This is a genomic window from Gillisella taibaishanensis (assembly GCF_001938985.1).
Classification (GTDB): domain Bacteria; phylum Pseudomonadota; class Alphaproteobacteria; order Rhizobiales; family Rhizobiaceae; genus Allorhizobium; species Allorhizobium taibaishanense.
In genome coordinates this window covers 573,392-590,020 of record NZ_MKIN01000022.1, presented here as the reverse complement: position 1 = coordinate 590,020, position 16,629 = coordinate 573,392, and the positions used below count along the sequence as shown (strand labels likewise).

Genomic DNA, 16,629 nt, shown 5'->3' with positions numbered 1-16,629 from the left:
TCTCATCATGTCTGACCCTTTTCGGCGCGCGAATAATCCCAGTCTTGTTCTGTCCTGATTGGTTCTGCGAAGGCCGGCGTGTTGTCGGCGGCATTGCTGCAATTGCCCTCTGCTTCATCTGCCAAGGGTTTCGTCGTCCTGCCAAAGCCTCCTTCCACATCGTCACCGATGCGCTCAGGCTGTCCTGCTACTGATCCTTGTCACCGTCGCCGCCTTGATCTGCGGCAGGTCGCCGTTTCCCAAGCGAGCCTCTATATCCTCGAAAGACTGGGGTCGACCGAACAGATAGCCCTGGCCGAAATCCACGCCGATCGCCTGTACGGCGTGCCATTGATCCTCGGTTTCGATGCCTTCGGCGACCACCCGGCACTTCATCTTGTGGGAGATCGCGGCAATGCCCTCGATCAGCATGCGGCTGCGCTCGCGTAGTTCAGGTGTGTCGCCTGTCATCGAGCGGATGAAGGACTGGTCGATCTTGATGATATTGACCGGGAAACGGCTGAGATAGCTCAGCGACGAATAGCCCGTGCCGAAATCATCGAGTGCGATGCGACATCCGAAATCGCCGATCTTCTGCAGCACGGTCTGGATATGCGGGTTGTCGTGCAGCAATGTCGCTTCGGTGATTTCGATGATGATTCTTGAGGGGTCGATGTCGAACAGATGCACGGCGCTTGCCAGCCAGACCGGAAGGCTGGCGTCGATCTGGGAGGGCGAGACATTGAGCGCCAGGTAAGAGGTTTTGTCGCCTGTTAGCGCCGACAGTCGCGTGAAATGGTCGAGCGCTTTGTCGAACACCTGTTTGCCGATGTCGTGGATCGTGCCGTTTTCCTCGGCAAGGGCGATGATTTCCGCTGGCCCCATGACGCCATTCAAGGGATGGCGCAGTCGCATCAGCGCCTCGTAGCCGACGATGCGCCCACTCTGTAGCTCGACGATCGGCTGCAGAAACGCATCGAACCAATCGTGATGCAGTGCCTGTTCGATGGTCTGTTCGAGCTCCGCGCGACGGCGGGTGCGATTGCCGATGCTGTCGTCGAACAGCTGCAATCCGTTCTTGCCATCGCGCTTGCGGTTATACATCGCCATGTCGGCCTTTTGCAGCAGTTCGGCTGCCGTGCCGGCATGCTGTGGATAGAGTGCGATGCCGATGCTGGCACTGAGCCGCGTTGCCGTGCCCTTGACGATGAACGGGGTCTCGAAAATGCCGCAGATGTCGCGGGCCATAGCGCGGGCGGCGGCCTCGCAGTTTTCGGCCCGCAGCAGGATGGCAAACTCATCGCCGCCAATGCGCGCCGCAATCGAGTTTTCGGGCAGCAGCCTGACGATCATATCGACCAGAATCCGCAGCGTGGTATCGCCGGCGTGATGGCCGAGATTGTCGTTGATCCATTTGAAGCGGTCGAGGTCGACAAACAGGCAGGCGAGCGAACCGCCCTGGCGATCGGTTGCCTCGATCTGCGCATCAAGCTCAGTCTCGAAGCCCTGGCGGTTGAGCAGACCTGTCAGGTGATCGGTCATGGCTTGGCGCCGGTTGCGGGCTTCTGACTGCTTGAGGGCAGTAATGTCGGTCATGACGCTGAGCGACAGGCCCGACTGCGCCATGGAGACGGCGGCCGCCGATTCGGTCACAAGCACGTCCATGACCCGACCATCGGCGCAGACGAACTTGCTGGTAAATTCGCGGTTGAGACCGGCCGTGTTGGTCAGCTTCACTTCGTGGTAGGCGTCGCGCGCCTCTGTTGCGATCAAGCTGGCAAAGGTTTGGCCGATGATGTTTTCGCGGGCGTAGCCGGTCATGGTCGCCCAGTAATCGCTGAAGCCGGTAATACGGTCGTCGGCATCGACCGAAAACAGCATGGCGGGCGTTGCGTTGTAGATGTCCGTCGCCAGCCGGTGGGCATTCTTCAGCTCGATTTCTTCCTGCTGCAGCTTGGCCTGCATGGCATTGAAGCTTTGCGCGAGACGGCCCATTTCGTCGTTGGAATGCCAGTGGACCGAGCGGCGTGAGCCGAGCCTCCGGGTGGCCTCGATCGCCGCCGTCAGTTGCTCGAGCGGTTTCATCACCATCATTCGGTTGCCGACGATCGCCGCCAGGATCACCACCAGCATCGCCAGCGTGAAGATGGCGACAAACACGCCTTCGGTGCGGCGAATGCTGGCGAACAGCCCATGCTTGCGGAAGGACAGCGTGATTGTGCCAACCGCCTTCGGCCCGTCCTGATGCCGATAGATGATGGTTTGCGACAGGGACGTCATGCCCTGGGTTGCGCTCAACACCTGGGGCATGGCGACGTGGATGTCGCCGGTAAGGTCATTGACGGCGACCCGGGCGATTTCACCACCTGATATCAGTGCAGCGCTGATCTGGCGCACGCTTTCGGCATCGAAATCCCACAGCGGCTTAGCGAGCGCCTGGGCGTTTGCAGCAAGCAGCACGGCAACATTGTTTTGCTGCTCGGTCTCGGCCCGTTCCGACGACAGCCAAAGAAACAGGATGAACAGAGGAACGACGCAGACAAACACCGTTCCTGCCACGAGAGCCAGAAAGCGTTGTTCTACGGAACGGGTCATCGGCTGGATCCGCTGCCAGTCACCTCAAGTCCGGAACGGTCGAGGCAATGAATATTAGCGCAATGATCGGCCGAGATTGTGCCGAACCGGGCACGCTCCCTCGTATAAATATCTGGGATAAAATAAAACAATCCCGTGGCCCCTGATTTTTCTCTTGTTTAGGCGGCAGGATTCCACGTGATACGTTAACGATGACTGAAGCCAACGGGTCGATTTGTGACCTTGTGCGAAGTTATTTGCGACTTATGCGCGTTGCAGATTGTTCTACAGCGCCGTGCGCCATTTATGGCGCACACAGGTTCGCCGTAGCGCTGACATCTCCTGCATAAATCCTGAAATCGATTCCGACTTCAGGATTTATGCAGCGGTCTAAAATGACGCAGATGCACCGTTTCGATGCGTGTTCTGACCTGTTGTGACGGCACAAAAAAACCCGCCCGGTAAGGGGCGGGTTTGACGACGCTTCCAAATGGAAGGATCGATTATTCGCCGGAGGTTTCTTCGCCAGCTTCTTCTTCTTCGATGCCTGCAGCCGGAGCAACGATCGTTGCGACGGTGAAGTCACGGTCGGTGATGACAGGGGTCACACCAGCCGGCAGCTTGACAGCCGAGATATGGATGCTGTCGCCAACCTTCAGACCGGCGAGATCGAAGGTGATCGCTTCCGGAATGTTGGAAGCCGGAACATGCAACTCGACTTCGTGGCGAACGATGTTCAGCACGCCGCCGGTCTTGATGGCCGACTTTTCTTCGTTGATGAAATGCACCGGCACAGCAACCGTAACCTGGCTGTTCGCGGAAACGCGCAGGAAATCGATATGCATGGTGAAATCGCGGACCGGATCCAGCTGATAGTCCTTGGGCAGGACGCGGATCTTTTCGCCGTTGACTTCGATGGTCGCCACCGTGGTCATGAAACCGCCAGCGTGGATACGCTTGGTGACTTCATTGGTGTTCAGGGTGATGGCAATGGGAGCCTGCTTGTCACCATAGATGACAGCGGGAATGAGACCGTTGCGGCGAAGTTCACGGGAGGACCCCTTACCAACCCGTTCGCGCGTTTCGGCCTTGAGCTCGTAAGATGCGTGGCTCATGGCAGTTCCTTTCGATGTTACTGGAGAGTTTCAGCCGGATTTTCAACGATCCACTGGCATGAAACTGGAAAAGGCGGGGGCTTGCGCCAACGCTATTCCATCCGCCTTGCCTCCAAGGGTGTCTAGGCGGACGCGGGCGCTATAGTATGAAAGGCCCCGGAATGCAAGCGATCCCGGGCTTTTTCCGCATCTAAGCGGTGGTGCCGGATCCTGCTGCAGCTTTCTGCACGATCCATCGCAACTGAGCAACATATGTCAGGACAGGGCGTGCCCGTTCGGCCAGATTGCCGCTCAACGGAGCCCATGATGACCAAACCGAAATCCCAAGCCTATGCCCGCCGCTTCAACCGCGTGCTCGACTATATCGACAGCCATCTCGACGAACCTGTGACGGTGGAAGTGCTGAGCGCGGTGGCGAACTTCTCCAAATTCCATTTCCATCGCCAGTTCTCCGACTATATCGGCCTACCGGTTGGCCGCTACGTGCAACTGATGAAGCTGCGGCGGGCTTCGCAGCGGCTGGTCTTCAATCCGGATGCCCGCATTATCGACATTGCGCTGGACGCCGGCTTCGACAGCCCGGAGGCCTTTGCCCGTGCCTTCAAGGCCGCATTCGATCAAACACCAAGCGATTTCCGCAAGGCCCCGCAATGGGGTGCGTGGAGCCTGAGATACCAGTTCCAAAACCATCACCGCGAAGGAATAACCGAGATGGACGTTCAGATTGTCACCGAGCCAGACATGCTTGTCGCCGCACTCGAACACAAGGGATCGCCCGGCCTGCTGCCGGCCGCCGTACAGCAATTCATTGGCTGGCGAAGAGAAACGGGCCTTTCCCCCGTCACGGCTAGCAAGACACTTGGCATCGCCTATCACGACCCCGACCTCACGCCGCCGGACGAATTTCGCTTTGACATCTGCGGTACTGTGGCCACTGCCGTGCCCGACAATCCGCAAGGCATCGTTACCAAGACCATTCCGGGCGGGCGTTGCGCCATGGCGCACTATGTCGGATCGCGCGATCACATCGGCCGGGCCGTCTACTATCTCTATCGTTCTTGGCTACCAATGAGCGGCGAGGAGCTGCGCGATTTCTCTGTCTATTTCGAGTATCTCAATCTCGATCATGAAACACCGGCCCCGGACCATGAAACACGGATCTATCTGCCTCTGGCCGATCGGTCTGTTTGAGGGATCCTTTAGCTGCGTCAGCCACCTAAAGCGTGCAACCATGCTGCCTACCGGCGATTGCCTTCCTGCGCGCGACGGTTCATGATGCATGAGAGGATGTGAATTTGCTTTGGGAGGAGCATATGAGCGTCGGTTACAAACATGCCGATACGGTCTATTCGACCGCTTTGCAGGGATCGAAGGCGGCAAGTTCGCCGATTGCTGCGTCCTGGCGGCGCTGCCTTGATGTCCATGGGCTTGATCCGGAACAGTCGGCCACGCCCCGCACGGTGGATGAGGCCGCCTTTCGCGAGGCCCGCGCCCGGATGGATCATCTGATTGTCGCGAGCGCCGAGGAGCTTGACCGCTTGTTTTCAACCGTCGGGCGTTCCGGCTGCTGCCTGGTGCTCGCCGATAGCCAGGGCGTGGTGCTGGAGCGGCGTGGGGCTGCGGGCGACGACAGCGATTTCCGCCGGCTCGGCCTTTGGCAGCAGACGGAGTGGAGTGAGGCAAGTGTCGGCACCAACGGTATCGGCACGGCGCTGGCTGACGAGCGGCCTGTGATCATCCACCGCGACCAGCATTTCCTGTCGGCCAATATCGCGCTAAGCTGCACCACCGCGCCTATCCGTGACCATCGCGGCCAGATCGCGGCCGCACTCGACATTTCCACCTGCCGCCACGATGTCACCGATCTCTCCATGTCCATCCTGGCGCAAGCGGTGCGCGATGCGGCCCAGCGGGTTGAGGTCAATCTGTTCCGCATGGCCTTTGCGGGCGCCAGGATCGTGATGGTGCCTGGTGTTGCTACGCCTTCGGCCCTGCTGGCCGTCGACGGTGACGATCTGGTTCTCGGCGCGACAAGAGCTGCGCGCTTGGCGCTGCAGATCGACGATCAGGCGATTTCCGCCGGCTTGCCGGCCACCGATGCCCTCCAGGAAAAACGCAGCGGCGAGGGCGCCGATCTGCACGAGGCGGAGCGGGCGGCGCTGCGCCGGGTGCTGTCGCGCACCAAGGGCAACGTCTCCCAGGCGGCGCAACTGCTTGGCATCAGCAGGGCGACGCTGCACCGGAAAATGAAGCGTTTTGCAATCCACTGAGAGCTATAGCATCCAGCCGAACCGTGGGAGCCAGTGTTTGGATATATCCGACGCTCCATGAAAAAACGTATGGCATCGTGCGCGATGCCGTAACGCGCACAGTGTCGCACGGATGAGACACTGTGCGCTGCGGCATTGCGCGGCGAGGCTGGCATATTGCAACCACCCGGCGCATCTTCCTGTCATGGTTCTGGGCATGTCCATGAAAGTCGATTTCGGCTTCCGGGGCGGCCGGCAGAACCCTTCATCAGGGAGGATGAGAGATGAATATTCAGGTTCAAACCGCGCAAAGCACCCCGTTCAAGCTGAAATACGGCAATTTCATCGGCGGTGAATGGCGCGATCCGGTTGGAGGCCGGTATTTCGACAACACCACCCCGGTTACCGGCGGCAAGCTGTGCGAAGTCGCCCGTTCCGACGAGCGCGACATCAATCTGGCGCTGGACGCCGCCCATGCCGCCAAGGACAAATGGGGCAAGACCGCCGTTGCCGAGCGCGCCAACATGCTCAACCGGATCGCCGACCGCATGGAAAGCAATCTGGAGCTTCTGGCCCGCGCTGAAACATGGGACAACGGCAAGCCGCTGCGCGAAACCATGGCCGCCGACATTCCGCTGGCCGTTGACCATTTCCGGTATTTCGCGGCTTGCGTACGCGCCCAGGAAGGCTCGATCGGCGAGATCGACCATGACACCGTCGCCTATCACTTCCATGAACCCCTCGGCGTCGTCGGCCAGATCATTCCCTGGAACTTCCCGATCCTGATGGCTGCCTGGAAGCTGGCCCCGGCTCTTGCCGCCGGCAATTGCGTGGTGCTGAAGCCTGCCGAGCAGACGCCAGCCTCTATTCTGGTCTGGGCTGAACTGATCGGCGATCTCCTGCCGCCTGGCGTGCTCAACATCGTCAACGGTTTTGGTCTCGAAGCCGGCAAGCCGCTGGCGTCCAGCCCGCGCATCGCCAAGATCGCCTTTACCGGCGAGACCTCGACCGGCCGGCTGATCATGCAATATGCCAGCCAGAACCTCATTCCCGTCACGCTGGAACTGGGCGGCAAGTCGCCGAACATCTTCTTCGAAGACGTCATGCGCGAGGATGACGACTATCTCGACAAGGCGCTCGAAGGCTTTGCCATGTTTGCCCTCAACCAGGGCGAGGTCTGCACCTGCCCCAGCCGCGCGCTGGTGCATGAAAAGATCTACGACCGCTTCATGGAAAAGGCGATCAAGCGCGTCGAAGCCATCGTCCAGGGCGATCCACTCAACATGAGCACCATGATCGGTGCCCAGGCCTCTAACGAACAGCTGGAAAAGATCCTGTCCTATCTCGACATCGGCCGCCAGGAAGGCGCCGAAGTTCTGACCGGCGGCGAGCGTAACACGCTCTCCGGCGATCTGGCAGGCGGCTATTATGTCAAGCCGACCATATTCAAGGGCCATAACAAGATGCGGGTCTTCCAGGAGGAAATCTTCGGCCCGGTCGTCTCCGTCGCCACCTTCAAGGACGAGGCCGAGGCGCTTGAGATCGCCAACGACACGCTCTACGGTCTCGGTGCCGGCGTCTGGAGCCGCGATGCCAATACCTGCTACCGCTTCGGCCGTAATATCCAGGCCGGCCGCGTCTGGACCAATTGCTACCACGCCTATCCGGCTCACGCAGCCTTCGGCGGTTACAAGCAGTCCGGTATCGGCCGCGAAACCCATAAGATGATGCTCGATCACTACCAGCAGACCAAGAACATGCTGGTTAGTTATAGCCCCAAGGCTCTCGGCTTCTTCTAAACCCGTTGTAAATCCGCCCTGCCGGGCTGCAAATGTCTTTCGCCTGCGCTTCCGGTGCTCACGTACTTTATGTACGCTCCGCTCCGGTTCTCGGCGAAAGCCATTTTCGCCACAGCAGGGCGAATTTCCAATCGGGTTTAAACCCGCCGATATTCGCGTCTGGAGGGGCTGCAAATGGCAATGCGCTGCGCTTCCGGTGCTCACGTACTTTATGTACGCTCCGCTCCGGTTCTCGGCGAAAGCCATTTTCGCCACAGCAGGGCGAATTTCCAATCGGGTTTAAACCCGCCGATATTCGCGTCTGGAGGGGCTGCAAATGGCAATGCGCTGCGCTTCCGGTGCTCACGTACTTTATGTACGCTCCGCTCCGGTTCTCGGCGAAAGCCATTTTCGCCACAGCAGGGCGAATTTCCAATCGGGTTTAAACCCGCCGATATTCGCGTCTGGAGGGGCTGCAAATGGCAATGCGCTGCGCTTCCGGTGCTCACGTACTTTATTAGTACGCTCCGCCCCGGTTCCCACGCATCGCCATTTTCGCCACCTCCAGCCGCGAATCTTGACGGGTTTAACCGTCGAGTACTGGGCTTTTGAGCTATCGGATGGTGGGGCTGCGGCTCCTGCTTCTTCTCCCCAGCGGGGAGAAGGTGGCGGCAGCCGGATGAGGGGGCGGCGAAGCCGAGAAACTTCCTTCAGTTTGAAATGAGGCAGTGATGGACGCGATTTTGGAAGGTGAGGCACGGGTCATTGCCACGGATGCGGCGGTGGCGCTGATTCGTGAAATCCGTAAGGACTATCCGCAGATCCTGTTTCATCAGTCCGGCGGCTGCTGCGACGGCTCTTCGCCGATGTGCTATCCGGCGGATGATTACATCGTTGGCGATACCGATGTGAAGCTGGGCGAGATCGACGGCGTGCCCTTCTACATTCACCAGAGCCAGTATGAAGTCTGGAAACACACCCAGCTGATCATCGACGTGGTGCCCGGACGAGGCGGCATGTTTTCACTCGACAACGGCCGTGAGAAGCGATTCCTGACCCGCTCGAAACTGTTCAATGGCGACATTTGCCCGCTGCCGGGCCGGTAAGGCACGCCAAGAGCGTCAAGACGGTGTCAGAACAGGCCGCAGGTCGCACAGGCGGCGTCGATGATTTCAAGCTTTACCGCCTGAGCCCGGGCATATTCCCGGCGAAACTCGTTGGAAACCCAGAGTTCCGAGCGACCGCGCCGGCCTTTCCAGCCGATGGTCTGCATATCGGATGCATCCAGCAGCTTGCGGGTGAGATGCGAGCGCGACAAATGGAAGGTCTCTGCCATGCTCTGGATCGAGACGACACCGATCGAGACCTCGGCGGCATCGTTATCGGCGTCCTGACTGTTGGCGATCAGCCAGTCGATGATGATATTGCCATTGTTGAGCCAGACGAACGGGTCGAAAACTGCAGGCTGTTCGCGCAGTTCCGGGGTGCGCATAAAGGCGGCGGCCATCAGCGGATGCATCTGCCGCATGTCGCGGCCGCTCGCCGTGAATTTCCGAGTGCGCTCGCCGCCGTCGAAGCGGTCGAGGCTTTTGAGATGGATTTCGAGCCAGCCAGCGGCGCTATCGAGGCTTAATTCGCTCGGGACCAGCGGTCGGCTCCGTCGGTCACTTGCGCTGATCTCCCGTGCAACGCCATAGGTCAGCATTTCCTTCAAAAATGCATCCGCCGTGTTGCGGCTTGCAACGCCGTTGGCGTCGACGAAGTCATAGTAGCGGGCGGGCACGATCTGCCCGGTCTCGAAATACTGCATCAGGGCGATCTGGCCGAGCAGCCAGCGCTGGTGGCTTGCAAACACGCGGCCGATCTGCGGACGCTCGGCAAAGCGCGCGAGAAAAGCCTGGGCCTGGCCGCGCACCACCACGTAGATTTCGGGGTGCGACAGCATAACGGCTGAGCTTAGCGGATTGGCGTGACGCATTTGGCCTGTCATTTCGGTCGCGGAATGGGATTGCGTCCGAGACAGGGCCATGGGCTCCGTCGGCTGCGGGTTCAGATCCTGTTGGGCCTGCGTATTTGTCATGATGTTTGCGCCATCGGTCGAGAGACCCGCAGGGTAACCGAAGCAACGCTATGCATCAACGTCTATCGAGCGCAACTTCTCCCGGTTTGATTGGTATCTAACGCGGGTCGCACTTACAGGTCGTAGAGTAGATTATTTTGCCGCTTTGCTCAATCGTCGAACAGGCTCGAGACGGATGCCTCGGCGCTGGTCCGATTGATCGCTTCACCAAGCAGGGTCGCGGTGCTTAGAACCCGGATATTGTGGGCGGACTGCACCCCGACCGTCGGCTGGATCGAATCGGTGATGACGAGTTCGCGCAGCTTCGAGGAGGTGACGCGGGTGACGGCGCCGCCGGAGAGAACGCCGTGGGTGATATAAGCGGTCACGCTGGTTGCGCCGCGGCTCAGAAGTGCTTCGGCTGCGTTGCAGAGCGTGCCGCCGCTGTCGACGATGTCGTCGATCAGGATGCAATCCTTGCCTTCGACATCGCCGATGATGTTCATGACTTCCGATTCACCCGGGCGATCACGGCGTTTGTCGACGATGGCGAGCAGACAGTCCAGCCGCTTGGCGAGCGCGCGGGCGCGCACCACACCGCCAACGTCAGGCGAGACGACCATGACGTTCTGCAGGTCGTAATGTTCCTTGACGTCGCGGGCGAGCAGCGGAGCGGCAAACAGGTTGTCGGTAGGGATATCGAAGAAGCCCTGGATCTGGCCGGCATGCAGGTCGAGCGTCAGCACGCGGTCGGCGCCGGCTTCGGTGATCAGGTTGGCGACCAGCTTGGCCGAGATCGGCGTGCGGCCAGAGGCGCGGCGGTCCTGTCGGGCATAGCCGAAATAGGGGATGACCGCCGTGATGCGCCGCGCCGACGAGCGACGGAAGGCGTCGATCATGATCAGCAGTTCCATCAGGTGGTCATTGGTCGGGAAGGAGGTCGACTGAATGATGAAAATGTCTTCGCCGCGGACATTTTCCTGAATTTCCACGAAGATTTCCTGGTCGGCGAACCGCCGGACACTGGCCTTTCCAAGGGGAAGATTCAGATATTTACAGACCGCTTCAGCAAGTTGCCGGTTTGAATTGCCTGCGAAGACCTTCATCTGTTCCCGCCTGTTTGCAGCCCGCCCGTACGCTCCCATTCCGGAACGGCCGTGTCGGATTAAAACTGTCACAATCACTGGGTAAGCGTGCTTGCCCCGAGCTGCGATGCGGGCTTTTTAGCGTCCTCGCCCCTGAATGCAAGTGGTTTGCGCCGCTTCTCACGGAATTTCGTAAACGAAGCGAGATTCGGCGTCAGAGCATTGGACCAAAAAATGGAAAACGGGTTTCGGATAAATCCGATACGCACATAAGAAACGCCTGCATCTTGCCGATTTCGGATCACCGCGCACTGCTCAGCCGGCGCTTTTCGCGCTCCAGTCAACATAGTCTTCAAGCGTCTTGTTGGCGATGATCTGCATGGTCGAGGCGGGAACGGCGGCCCAGGGGTCCTTGGCCTTGCCCGGCACCACTTCCTGGCCCTGGATACGGTGCAGGCGGTTGCCGCTGGCATCGAGCACGTCCCAGACATAGACCACGGTGATCTTACTGCCTTCGCCATAGGCGGAGAAATAGCCTTTGAGAATATGACGAGCCGGCTCGCCGCTCGAGGCACGCAGCATAAGGCCTTTGGCGCGGGCTTCCATGCCGAGCTGGCGCGACAGAGGCGTCACGGCTTCCACCGGTGCGCCGATGATCGGCAGGAAACGGATCGTGCCGAGCCCAGCATCCGGGGAAAGGGCTGCCTGTTGGCTGGCACCGGCCTGGTCTTCGCTCTGCTGGGGGGCTTGGGCCTCAGCCTCTTCGCCCGATGGCTGGGTCTGATATTGCTGTCTATGCTGTTGGCGCACCTGGGGCTGCTGCTCGGCCATGTCCTGCTGGCTCTGCCGATGCATACGGTTCGGCTCGGCACCCGTGCCATCCAGCGGCGTCGAGGCGACGGGATTATAGCCGTTCTGCAGCGCAGCCGCCTGGGCTTCCAGCGAATTCTGCGGTTGGCTCTGCGCCTGCTCCTGCGGAGAGGGATCGGAATAAGCCTGTTCGGGCATCTGCTGCATGTGGCGAGGTGCACCCTGATGATAAGGGGGGCGGCCGACTTCCTCGTTCTGGCGCATAGCCATCTGCATGTCGTCGCCGGTCAGCGGCTTGCTGATCGAGCCGCTGGTGCCGACATCAAGCGGTGGGGTCAGCGTATCGGAAACGCTGCAGCCGAACAGGCCACCAAAGGCCAGAAGGGCTGCTGCGCCGATGCGGGAAGCGGGACGTCTCATTGGCGGCCTCCTTCGCGGCTGCGTGTCGCATGAGCATCCCCTGATTATCTCTTTAAAACGTTAAATTTTACTTCAAAGGTCGCAGATGCGACAGGACAGGCACCCCGGCATGCCTATGTGCGGACGATCAGGTCCAGCGAATGGCGCGACAGCGGGCGCGGGGCGCCTTCGGTGGTCAGATAAGTATGGCCCAGCGTCATGGCGGTCTCGCGTTCGGAATCCATGATGATCATATGCACGAAAAGCGACATGTCAGGCAGGACGGGCTGCGCATTGCCGGCATGGAACATCTGATGCTCCATCCATGAGGGCGAGAAGCGGGCGCCGAGTGAATAGCCACAGGCATTCAGCCGATGACGGGTCAGGCCGCGGTCGTCCAACACCCGCGCGTGAGTGTCGAATACCTCGCCGAAGGTGTGGCCGGGGCGCACCACCTGTTCGATCTCCTGGATCGCTTCACGGCAGGCCGTGTAGAGCTCGCGGTGGCGCGCCGAGGGTTCGCCGATCAGCACCGTGCGCATCATCGCGGCGTGGTAATGGGCGGAAACACCGGCCCATTCCAGCGTCAGCTGGTCACTTTGCGACAGGGTGCGGCGGCCGGCCTTGTAACGGCAGAGCAGGGCATCCGGGCCAGAGCCGATGACGAATTCATTGGCGGGATAATCGCCGCCGCCAGCCAGCACCGCGCCCTGCATGGCCGCGAGAATGGCGGCCTCATTGGCACCGGCCGCAATCAGCGGCAGCGCGGCATCGAGCGCGTCATCGGCAAGGGCTGCTGCCCGTTCGATGTGTGCCACTTCTTCGGCGCTCTTGATCAGCCTGAGCTCACTGACCAGCATGGAGGCATCGCTCAATTCGGCAAAGCTCAGCAACTGATTGTCGAGAAGACGGGCCATGCGACCGGTCATGCCATGGGTGTCGTATTCGATGCCGAGCCGGGCGCCGAGCAGGTCGAGATCGTTGAGCAGATCCTTGAGGTCACTGGTCGGATCGGCATTGGTGCGATCGACCCAGACCAGAATATTGTCGATGGTCGAGGTTTGGCGCGCCTGGCGCAGATCCGCCGAGCGGGTCAACAGCGTCATCGTGCCATCGGCTTTGACGACAAGGGTCTGGAAGAAGCAGTAGCCAAACGTGTCGTAGCCGGTCAGCCAATACATGCTTTCCTGGGCAAACAGCAGCAGGGCATCGAGCTTCTCGGCCTGCATCTTTTCGGTCAGCCGTTCCAGGCGGGCGGCGTATTCGGCGTCGGAAAAATGCAGGGTCATGCGCTTTCCCCTTCCAGCATGATGGCAGAGATCTGGCGGCCATAATCGGGTTCGCCAGCATGGGTTTTGCGGCGATAGGAGAAGAAGCGCGTGGGATCGCCATAGGTGCAAAGCCCCAGCGAATCTGCCTTGATGCCGGCTTCGTTGAGCCGCTGCACGGTTAGCCCCGGCAGATCGAACATCGAATGGCCAGGCTTGGCAGACGGGGTGAAGAACCGCTGGTAGGCCATGTCATGATCGAGGAAGCGCTCGACGAATTCGGGTCCGACTTCATAGGCCTTCGAGCTGATCGACGGACCCAGCGTGGCGACGATCGTGTCTCGTTTAGCCCCGAGCGCTATCATCGCCTCAATGGTGTTTTCGAGCACGCCGGTCAATGCGCCCTTCCAGCCGGCATGGGCCGAGCCGATCACCCGGTTGACCGGATCGGCAAACAGGACGGGTCCGCAATCTGCGGCAAGCGCGCCGAGGATCAGGCCGGGCCGGTCCGTGACCATGGCATCCACTTTCGGCCGCTCTCCGGCAAAAGGAGCGGTTACCGTTAGCACGTCAGGCGAATGGACCTGGTAGACGGTGAGGAGGTCGGCTTCGCTGCGGCCGAACCAGCCGGCAACCCTTGCGCGGTTTTCATGGACATTCGCCAGCTCGTCATCGGAGCCGAGGCCCATATTCAGCCCGGCATAGATGCCGGTCGACACACCGCCGATGCGGGTGAAATAGCCGTGGAGGATACCTGCTTGACGGGCAGCAGCGAGCAGGGGGCTCTGGAGTGGGGAAAGCGTTGCCGGGATTTCGGCCATGCTCCGGTTGGGGGTCGCATCGGGTGACGAGGTCGGCATCGGTGCCCCTTTCGCGTTGCAGATCCGGAAGGCTCCGGCATTACCATGAATTCGGCGACAGGCATTATGTCGGCGGTAGGAACGTGTCCGACATCCTATCGGTTCCGGCGCTACCCTATGCCCACGATTCACCCAGGCCGAAACCCGGCGGATGTGATCACCGTGGGGGCGTGCTGTCAATCCTGCGGCAGTGGCCGGAAGGGGGCGAGCGACAAGGCGGGGCTGGAGACGGCGAGGACCTTGAACAACTCGCCCATGCGACCGGCGCCTGATCCGGCCAGGCGGTTGACGGCTTCGGCCAGTTCCATCTGGGTGGCCTCGTCCTTGCCGCGCCCGAGAATGCCCGCGCGCTCCTTGATGCCGAGGCCTTGCAGGAAATCACCCTGACGCAGGCAACCGCTGGGCTCGACGCCGGCGGCGAGCGCCGTGCGGGCCAGGTCCTCGAAATCGACATGGCTGGTCAGGTCGGCAATGCCGGGATTGGCCAGCGGCGGATCGTAGTCATGGGCGCGCAGCGCCTGCAGGGTGTCGCCAAATCCCGTGGAGATGTGGCCATAGTCGATGATCAGCGCCGTGCCGCCTTCTGTCTTCAGCCGCTCGCACATTGCGGTCATCACAGCGCGGCGGGCGGGCGAAAATTCGAAGATCGTGCCATCCGGCTGGTTGCCGGCGCCCGGCGGCAAAAGCGCCGGATCGAGCGTTGCCACGCCGGTCGAGAAGATCAGCTCGTCGTCCAGCCCGAGGCTGACCATGCGCTCGCGGTAGTGCGGGCCGATCTTGACGAATTGGCGGATCGGGATGGCGTCGAACAATTCATTGGCCACGACAAGCACGAAACCTTCGGGCACATCGCCGAAACTGTCATGCCAGGCGATCTTTTCGATATGCGGCTCCAGGCTCTTGTGCTGGACGGCGCGCAACCGATCGCTGGTCTCCACGAGATGCACGGTGGCGTCCCGGTAGAGATCCGGCGCAAGCCGGGCGATCACTCTCAGCATATCGCTCATCATCGTGCCGCGGCCGGGACCGACTTCTGCCAACCGCACCGGCGCTGGCAGGCCATGGCGCTGCCAGGCATGAACGATGAAGACGCCGACCATCTCGCCGAACAACTGGCTGATTTCCGGCCCGGTGATGAAATCGCCTGACGTGCCGAAAGGTTCGCGGGTCTTGTAATAGCCGAATTCCGGATCGGCCAGGCAAAGGGCAAAGTAGTCCGTGACGCTCAAGGGACCGTTCATCCGGATCAGCGCCTTGATCTTGTCACCAAGCGTGGTGGTCATGGTCAGCGTTTCCCGATTCATACCCTGGTTCCTGCCGATGGCCGGTCTTGGCCGGCTTGCCGCGCCCGCCACACGGCCCAAAGTCCGAGTGCCAGCATCGGTAGAGATAGTAGCATGCCCATCGTTAACCAACCACCAGCGAGATACCCAAGCTGCTCGTCCGGTTCCCGGAAAAATTCAACAAAGATACGCGCCAGCGCATAGCCGCAGATGAAGACGCCGCTGATTGTGCCCGGCGTTTTCAGCGCCTTGAACGGACGGGCGAGAAGCTGCAGCACGAGAAACAGCACGATGCCTTCCAGTGCGGCCTCATAAAGCTGGCTCGGGTGGCGGGTAAAAGGACCGCCGGTCGGAAACACCATGGCCCAAGGCACGTCGCTGACCCGGCCCCACAGTTCGCCATTGATGAAATTGGCGATCCGGCCGAAAAACAGGCCGATCGGGGCAACGCAGGCGACGAGGTCGAACAGCATCCATACCGGCAGGCCATTGCGGCGGGCAAAGATGATCATCGCCAGCGTAGCGCCCGTCAGGCCGCCGTGGAAGGACATGCCGCCGCGCCAGATCTGCACAGCCAGCATTGGATCGTCGAGAACCGGCTGCAGGTCGTAGAACAGGATATAGCCGATGCGCCCGCCCAGCACGATGCCGACCGCTGCCCAGACGAGGAAATCGTCGAGATGCTTGTCGGTGATCGGCGTGGCATTGCCCGGCCAGAGCGAAACATTGGCGATCATCCGCCGTGCCAGCCACCAGCCGAGAAGAATGCCGGTGACGTAGGCAAGTCCATACCAGCGAATGGCGAGCGGCCCGATGCTGAGCGCGATCGGGTCGATCTGCGGGTAGGGCAGGATGGCGAAAAGGCTGGCTGCTGTGTTCAAGGACATGCTTTCATTCGATTTGACCGGAAAATGGCGGGCGCTGTTCTCAGGGTCAAGGTGAATCTGATCCTTGTTCTTGATCCAACGGGATTAAGGTAAAATTGTACAAAACCGGAAATTTTTCTGTGGTCAGACGGTTGGTAAACCTGGGCTGCATCGGCGGCTGGGCTATTGGCACTGCCTTCGCCGTTTCGGGGGTGCGCCTTCCCGAGTTTTCCCTTGCATCGGTGCGGGTGAATGCCTACCTCCTGATTAGGCCGCGCCCACCCGGGCGTCACACGCATTTCTG

General features: G+C 60.6%; 13 protein-coding genes. 4 read left to right on the top strand and 9 right to left on the bottom strand.

Going from position 1 to position 16,629, the window contains the following annotated elements; genetic code table 11:
• Nucleotides 1–174: 174 nt before the first annotated feature.
• The gene (locus BJF91_RS13870; RefSeq protein ID WP_075615064.1) at nt 175–2,574 is read right to left on the bottom strand and encodes a putative bifunctional diguanylate cyclase/phosphodiesterase; all 2,400 of its coding nucleotides are present in this window, start codon (nt 2,572–2,574) and stop codon (nt 175–177) included.
• Nucleotides 2,575–3,056: 482 nt separating this feature from the next.
• Nucleotides 3,057–3,668, bottom strand: coding sequence for a 50S ribosomal protein L25/general stress protein Ctc (locus tag BJF91_RS13865; RefSeq protein WP_075615063.1), 612 nt, complete (start codon nt 3,666–3,668; stop codon nt 3,057–3,059).
• 303 nt (nt 3,669–3,971) lie between these two features.
• Here BJF91_RS13865 and BJF91_RS13860 point away from each other — a divergent pair, with 303 nt between their 5' ends.
• The 4 genes from BJF91_RS13860 to BJF91_RS13845 all read left to right on the top strand — a co-directional run bounded on the left by BJF91_RS13860 (nt 3,972) and on the right by BJF91_RS13845 (nt 8,801).
• Nucleotides 3,972–4,859 (top strand): AraC family transcriptional regulator, encoded by an 888-nt coding sequence (locus tag BJF91_RS13860; RefSeq protein ID WP_208610945.1) that lies wholly within the window; start codon nt 3,972–3,974, stop codon nt 4,857–4,859.
• 122 nt (nt 4,860–4,981) lie between these two features.
• Entirely contained in the window at nt 4,982–5,938 is a 957-nt protein-coding gene (locus BJF91_RS13855) for a helix-turn-helix domain-containing protein (protein WP_075615061.1), read from the top strand.
• 263 nt (nt 5,939–6,201) lie between these two features.
• Complete coding sequence (adh, locus tag BJF91_RS13850) at nt 6,202–7,716, top strand: aldehyde dehydrogenase (protein WP_075615060.1); 1,515 nt, start codon at nt 6,202–6,204, stop codon at nt 7,714–7,716.
• Nucleotides 7,717–8,426: 710 nt separating this feature from the next.
• Nucleotides 8,427–8,801, top strand: a complete 375-nt coding sequence (locus tag BJF91_RS13845) for a DUF779 domain-containing protein (RefSeq protein WP_210288956.1) — start codon at nt 8,427–8,429, stop codon at nt 8,799–8,801.
• Nucleotides 8,802–8,827: 26 nt separating this feature from the next.
• Here BJF91_RS13845 and BJF91_RS13840 read toward each other — a convergent pair whose 3' ends face one another.
• From BJF91_RS13840 to lgt, 7 genes are all read right to left on the bottom strand, one after another.
• Complete coding sequence (locus BJF91_RS13840; protein WP_083943308.1) at nt 8,828–9,775, bottom strand: hypothetical protein; 948 nt, start codon at nt 9,773–9,775, stop codon at nt 8,828–8,830.
• A 149-nt stretch (nt 9,776–9,924) separates the two neighbouring features.
• Nucleotides 9,925–10,860, bottom strand: a complete 936-nt coding sequence (locus tag BJF91_RS13835) for a ribose-phosphate pyrophosphokinase (RefSeq protein ID WP_075615059.1) — start codon at nt 10,858–10,860, stop codon at nt 9,925–9,927.
• A gap of 294 nt (nt 10,861–11,154) precedes the next feature.
• Nucleotides 11,155–12,069 carry a hypothetical protein gene (locus tag BJF91_RS13830; protein WP_075615058.1) on the bottom strand — a complete coding sequence of 305 codons (915 nt, stop codon included), beginning with the start codon at nt 12,067–12,069 and terminating at the stop codon, nt 11,155–11,157.
• Between the two features lie 113 nt (nt 12,070–12,182).
• On the bottom strand, nt 12,183–13,337 hold the full coding sequence (locus tag BJF91_RS13825) for a M24 family metallopeptidase (protein ID WP_075615057.1): 1,155 nt from the start codon (nt 13,335–13,337) through the stop codon (nt 12,183–12,185).
• The gene (gene pgeF, locus BJF91_RS13820; protein WP_075615647.1) at nt 13,334–14,137 is read right to left on the bottom strand and encodes a peptidoglycan editing factor PgeF; all 804 of its coding nucleotides are present in this window, start codon (nt 14,135–14,137) and stop codon (nt 13,334–13,336) included. Before pgeF ends, BJF91_RS13825 begins: the two co-directional genes overlap by 4 nt.
• Before the next feature lie 215 nt (nt 14,138–14,352).
• Nucleotides 14,353–15,459, bottom strand: a complete 1,107-nt coding sequence (locus tag BJF91_RS13815; protein ID WP_075615646.1) for a class I SAM-dependent methyltransferase — start codon at nt 15,457–15,459, stop codon at nt 14,353–14,355.
• A gap of 17 nt (nt 15,460–15,476) precedes the next feature.
• Complete coding sequence (gene lgt / locus BJF91_RS13810; RefSeq protein ID WP_083943344.1) at nt 15,477–16,340, bottom strand: prolipoprotein diacylglyceryl transferase; 864 nt, start codon at nt 16,338–16,340, stop codon at nt 15,477–15,479.
• Between the last annotated feature and the right edge of the window lie 289 nt (nt 16,341–16,629).